Raw genomic sequence first — 5,496 nt, forward strand, 5'->3', positions numbered from 1 at the left:
GGATGCCCAGGAGAACCCGCGCCCCCCACGCCACTGCCACTGCCACTGCCCGTGCCGCTGCTGCTGCCCGAGCCGTCACCCGCTCCCGCCGCGCCGCCCGTCGATGCGCCGTCAGGAGCGCCGGATCCGTCGACCGGGCCACCTCCCCCGGGAGCCGCGCGCTCACGGGCGACCTGCTCGGTTCGCGCGGCCGCCAGCTTCTTCGCATCGGGAAACGCGTTGGTGAACACCATGACGGTGAAGTCGCGATTGCCGCGGGGCCCCACCCAGGTGCACCGCATGACGTCGGAGGCCGACGCGAGCAGCGTCGAGCGCAAGGCCTGAAAGCGCTTGTTGGCCTTCTCAGACGCATCTTCGATCTGGTCGTCGGTGACCACGATGACCACCATGTTGTCGTGGGCCATGGCGCCCGATTTCTGCGTTCGCTCGAGCACCTCGGCCACCGAGCCGTAGATGTCGGTACCCTTGTACTTGGGCGCCTTCACCACCGTGGGGAAGGTGCTCGTATAGAGGTGCGCCCTTCGCTGCCGAGCGTAGCGTTCCGCAAAACGGGCGTCATCGAACCACGGGTGCAGCCCGAAGGGCACCACCGACACCTGGTCGCCGGCCACCATGAAGTTCTCGAGCATGGGCTCGTACAGGCCGCTGCGCCAGCTTCCCAGCATGAGGTTGCCCACGCTGGCCGAGACGTCGACCATCAGTACGAAGTGGGTGTTGCGATCGCTGATGAGCGGCTGCGTCTGCAAGAGACGTTGCGAGAAGGTCGCAAAATCGAACACCTTGGGTCCGTCGGTTGTTCGCGGCGACTGGGCGTGCGCGGGCGATACGGCCACCGTGACGCAGACCGTGAGCGCGAGCACGAGCCAGACCATCAAGCGAGTGCGTAGCATTTGAGCCTCCCCTCCGAGGTGAGCAGAACCAGGTCGTCACAAGCGACGAAACGCGCGTTCGAGGCGAGCGCGCCGCGCAGCACCGCCTCGCCATCGAAGCGCACGACGCGCAGGGCCGTGCGTCCCCCCTCGAGAGCGAGCAGCAGCACATCGTGCCCCGCGCCATCGAGCAGCAGCTCGGTGAGCCGATCTTCGTTCTCCGGCCGGGGCATGCCCCCCGCCTGCAACCGTGCCGGCCAGGGGGTGAGGGCCACCTCGCGGTAGGCTCGCTGCTGGGTGTCGAACACGAGCCGTGACGGGCCGGCTCCGCGCAGGCAAAGGTCGCTGGCGATGGGCAGGGCCACGGCGTCGTGCGCGCCGGTGTCGACCTCGATCTGGTGAAGTGTGGTCGACGCAAGGTTGCTGTCATCACGCGAGAGCACATGCACGTAGCGCGGCCCGAGCACGGGAGGGCCCGCCGACCCCGGCCCACGCAAGACGTGGGTCTCGAGCCCCTCGACGCGTACGCGCACCACCGCGCCATCGGCGGCGCCATACACCACAAACATGCCATCGAGATGCACGGCCGGGGGGGCGTCGACGCGCGGCGGCGCGGCGATGGCCGCCGACCCGTCGGCGTCAACCGACCCCGGGGCGAACCGCTTCACCTCACCCGGCATGAACACCAGCACCCCGTGCGGCGTGGGCACCGCCGCGCGCGCGCCCTCGCACCCCGTGAGACGCCACGATGCGCTCACATCGTCGGCGCGAAACACAAAGGTCTCTGAGGCGCGATCGTGGCGCTCGAAGATGACGGTGACCATGCCGAAGCCCACAGCCGCATCGATGACCCCACGAAACTCGCGGCCACGCGCCGCCAGGGGAACCGAACGCGCGATGGCGGGGTCGAGCGGGTCGATGGCGCCCCGCAGGCGGAGCGGAACCGAAGCGACCTCGCGGCTCGAGATGAGGAAGGCGCGACCGTAGGCCACGAGCATGTCGAGAATGGCCTCATCGCGATCCTCGAGCATGAACAGGGGCGCCGAGAGCGGCCGCAGCGCCACCGGTCCGCCACCCACGCTGCCCGTGCGCCCCAGCGACCCGTGCAATCCGCTGAACGCGCCGAATGCGCTCACGAGGGGGGCGCCCGCGCAGGTCCAGTCGACATTCTCGCACCGCGTGCGCTCGACCGGGTATACCCGCCCGCAGTTCTCGCAGTGCACCAGGGGGCCATCACACCCCCCACAGGCACCCGCTCCCAGGGGTACGTCGGCGCCGCAGCGCGGACAGGCGTCTGCGGTGGGCAGGCCGCAGCGGGTGCAGAAATGCCCGTCGGCCACGAGGGCTTCGCGACATCCGCGGCAGTGCGTGCCTGCGGCGGGTGCCGTGGCGATGGGAGCCGTCACGCGTCACCCTCCTCGATGCAGATGCGCACCTCGCCCGAGAAGCGCCGACGCGTACCGTCGGGTAGCACAAGCGTGACCGAAGACGCCTGGACAGGGGGCTCCGCCCACCCCCCCGCAGCGCCACCTGTACGCACGGCCTCGTCCTGGGCCGACGTCTCAGGCACCACCGCGCCCACATCATCACCGCGGTTGACGCCGTCATCGAGCAGCGCATCGTCTTCCGGCCCGAGCGAATCGTAGCGATAGACCGCCACCCGTGCGGGCAGCAGCAGCGGCGGCATGCCGTCCCACTCGTATCCGCAGGCCAGGGTCTCGGCCACGTGCCAGTCGAGGGCCGGGTTTCCGGTCGGGCGAGCGGCCGCCGCTGTGAAACGCGCCGAACGCTCGTCGTAGGGCTCGCCCACGCCGCCTACGATGCAGCGCAGCCCGAACCGCTCATGCAAGGCCGACCGAAGCCGCGCCTGCAGATCATTGAACGCGCCCAGCAGCGCAAGGGCGTGGTCGTAGTCGGCCTCCACCATCTCGGCGGGCACGTCTCGCATGCCAAAACCGCGAAACACCGCGGCATCGATGTCGCGCAGGCGCCCGGGCACATCGTCGACCGATCGCCACAGCGCCAGCGCCATGATGCCGCAGCGCCGCAGCTCACATTCGGTGAGCCCGTTGAGAGACTGCTCGAGAAGCTCGAGGCTCATGCCAGCCACGCCATGGGCGCCAACCGCGCCGCGCCGTCGATGCTTGCCTCGAGGCGAAGGGCGCCCCCTTCCGCGCTCACCCGGATGGAGAGCGGACGCGGCGCGCCCGCAGCCTCTACGCGAAGCCCGGTGAGTCGCAGTGCCTGCCCCTCGACCATGCCCATCAGCTCCACCTCCGCCTCCTCTACCAGCTCGAACTGATACTCCTGGGGCCGCATCGACAGCGGGCGATCGGCGAACAGCAGGGGCTGGCGCTGCACCCGCTCACCCTGACGCACCTGCACCACCACGTCGAGGGGGGCCACATTGCGCAGCCGCGCTCGCCAGCTCCAGACCGCGCCCCTCGCGACCGCTTCCATGCGCACGCTGCGATGGCCTTCCAGCGAGATGACGCGGCCAGGGAACAGCGCCTGAAGGCGTTCCTCCACCAGGGGGATGTTCGAGCTGCCTCCGATGGCAAAGACCCAGCCCACGTCGCGGCGTGCGAGACCACATCGGTTGATGAGTTCATCGAGGCGATGCAGGATGCGATCGAGGGCCGGCTGCACGGTGACGTGAAAGCGGCGAAGCGTGATCTCGCCGGGCACCGTGCGGTCGAGCTCGGGCCACGCGGTCTCGCGCACATCGATGCGCCGCGCCGGCTCGTTGGGCACACAGAGCTGCTGCTTGGCCTCCATGGCCGCCTGCAGCGCGCGGTTGCGCACCTTGTCGCCATCGGGAACCCCCTGCCCGAGAAGCATGCCAATCTGGCGCGCCACGTTCTCGGGGGTGGCGTGGCCGCCCCGCAGCGACGAACGGGCGAGGCACTCGATGACCGCGAGATCGGCGCTGCGCCCCCCGAAGTCTTCCGAGTGCAGCGCCTCGGCCGCGGGGAGATCGGTTCCGGCCTCTCCCAGTATCTCGAAGGTCTGCGTCCCCTGAACGATGCGCATGCGCATGAGTGCCAGGTCGGTTGTTCCCGCCCCCGCGTCGACCACACACACCACATCACCGTCTTGAAACGGGCGCTTGAGCAGATCGGGGGCGTCGTGCCCCAGCCGCTGGAACACGTAGAGCGCGGCCGACTCGGGCTCGGTGAGAAACCCGAAGGCCGTGTCCGGATCAAGACGGCCATCCTTGATCTCGCGCTGAAAGACCCGCCGCAGCACGGCCGCATACTTGCGTCGCAGGCTTTCGAAGGCGGTGGGCTCGACGAGCACGGGGAGGGTCACACACCAGCGAACCCCGGTGATGGCCCCCGCGCGCGCCTCGAGGGCCTGCTCGACGCGCTCCTTGACGTGTGCCAGCAGGAAGTAGAGCAGGTTCTCGACGCGAAACACGTCGCCGAAGCGACGCGCGTACGACTGTCCGCCGTGGCGCAGATGCACCTTGAGGTCGCGGGTCACCACCCCGCGACCCAGCACGAGGCGATCCACCGCAGACTTCCCGTAGGCCACCGGTTCCTGGCTGGCCGGGTCGTCGAAGGCGACATAGCAGGGCATGCGGGTCGTTCCCGGTTCGAGCGGCACCGGGAAGACGCTGTCGTCGGTGAGGTCACGCCCATACACCGAGACGTTCTCGGTGCCCACATCGATGCCCACCACGTAGCGCGGCATGAATCCGCCACGGGTCTCGCGCGGCAGCAGCAGGCGAACGGTCACGCTCGGGCCCTCGGTGGGCACCAGGCGCAGGGTGGCCTCTCCCACGCAGGCCGCGCTCCCCGCCAGGCGCACCCCGAGCAGGGCGCTCTTGCCCGCCCCCACCGACCACTCCGGAAGGGTCGCCGCGTCGAGGGGCCGCCCGCGGATATCGCTCACCGTCACCCCCTCCGGGGCCTCCACCGCGCGCAGACGCACGGGTCGCCCCCCTTCGTTGCGCAGGTGAAGCTCACGCGGGGGGCTGTCCCAGTCGAGCACCAGCAGCTCTTGAACGGTCGTCAGGCGCCCCTCGGTCTCTGGGCAGAGGTGGATGCGAAGCCCCTGACGTCGCTCCTGACGCAGATGCCAGCGCGCGCCACGCACCCCGTCGTCGGTGATGAGCACGGCGTGCAGGGTGAGTGGCGTCGTGCGAGAGAGGGCAAGGTCTTCTCGCAGCCGGAAGCGCAGGCTGCACCCCTCGGGAGACGCGCGAAGCGGCAGGGGTTCAACGCCAGCGGGCAGCTCGAGCCACTCGATGCGGGCCTGCACGGGACGCGCGCCCTGCGCGGCGACCACGATCTCGTGCTCACCCTCGAACGGCGTCGGCAACAGAAATCGGACGTCGGTGGCTCCCACCAGCGCGCTGGTCTGCGTACCGCAGGTGGCGCAGAAGGCCCATGCGGGGTGGAGCACCGCGCCGCACGCGGAATTGCGGCAGGCGAGAGGGTCGCTCATCGAAGGGGCCTGCAAGGAGAGCACCGGGATCGCACCCTGTGTGCTTCGGTCTGCCCCGAGCCGCCCCCTGCGGGGGGGGCGCATGCCGAAGAGCAGCGGAGAGATCCGCCCGAAGGCCGCGGGCGGGACCGCAGAGGAACAGGCGACGAGGCCGCGGGCGGGACCGCAGAGGAAC

At 70.1% G+C, this 5,496-nt stretch carries 4 protein-coding genes; all 4 read right to left on the reverse strand.

What is annotated here, in order from left to right; all coding sequences use genetic code 11:
• Positions 1–872 (reverse strand): VWA domain-containing protein (locus tag EB084_18565; GenBank protein NDD30265.1); only part of this gene is annotated, 872 nt, incomplete at its 3' end.
• A complete protein-coding gene (locus tag EB084_18570) occupies positions 872–2,275 on the reverse strand; it encodes a zinc ribbon domain-containing protein (protein NDD30266.1) in 1,404 nt (467 codons plus the stop codon). The genes EB084_18565 and EB084_18570, both read right to left, overlap by 1 nt.
• The gene (locus EB084_18575; GenBank protein ID NDD30267.1) at positions 2,272–2,979 is read right to left on the reverse strand and encodes a hypothetical protein; all 708 of its coding nucleotides are present in this window, start codon (positions 2,977–2,979) and stop codon (positions 2,272–2,274) included. Before EB084_18575 ends, EB084_18570 begins: the two co-directional genes overlap by 4 nt.
• Positions 2,967–5,496, reverse strand: a 2,530-nt coding sequence (locus EB084_18580) for a hypothetical protein (GenBank protein NDD30268.1), incomplete at its 5' end; no start/stop codon positions are given. The genes EB084_18580 and EB084_18575, both read right to left, overlap by 13 nt.

It is taken from the genome of Pseudomonadota bacterium (assembly GCA_010028905.1).
Taxonomy (GTDB): domain Bacteria; phylum Vulcanimicrobiota; class Xenobia; order RGZZ01; family RGZZ01; genus RGZZ01.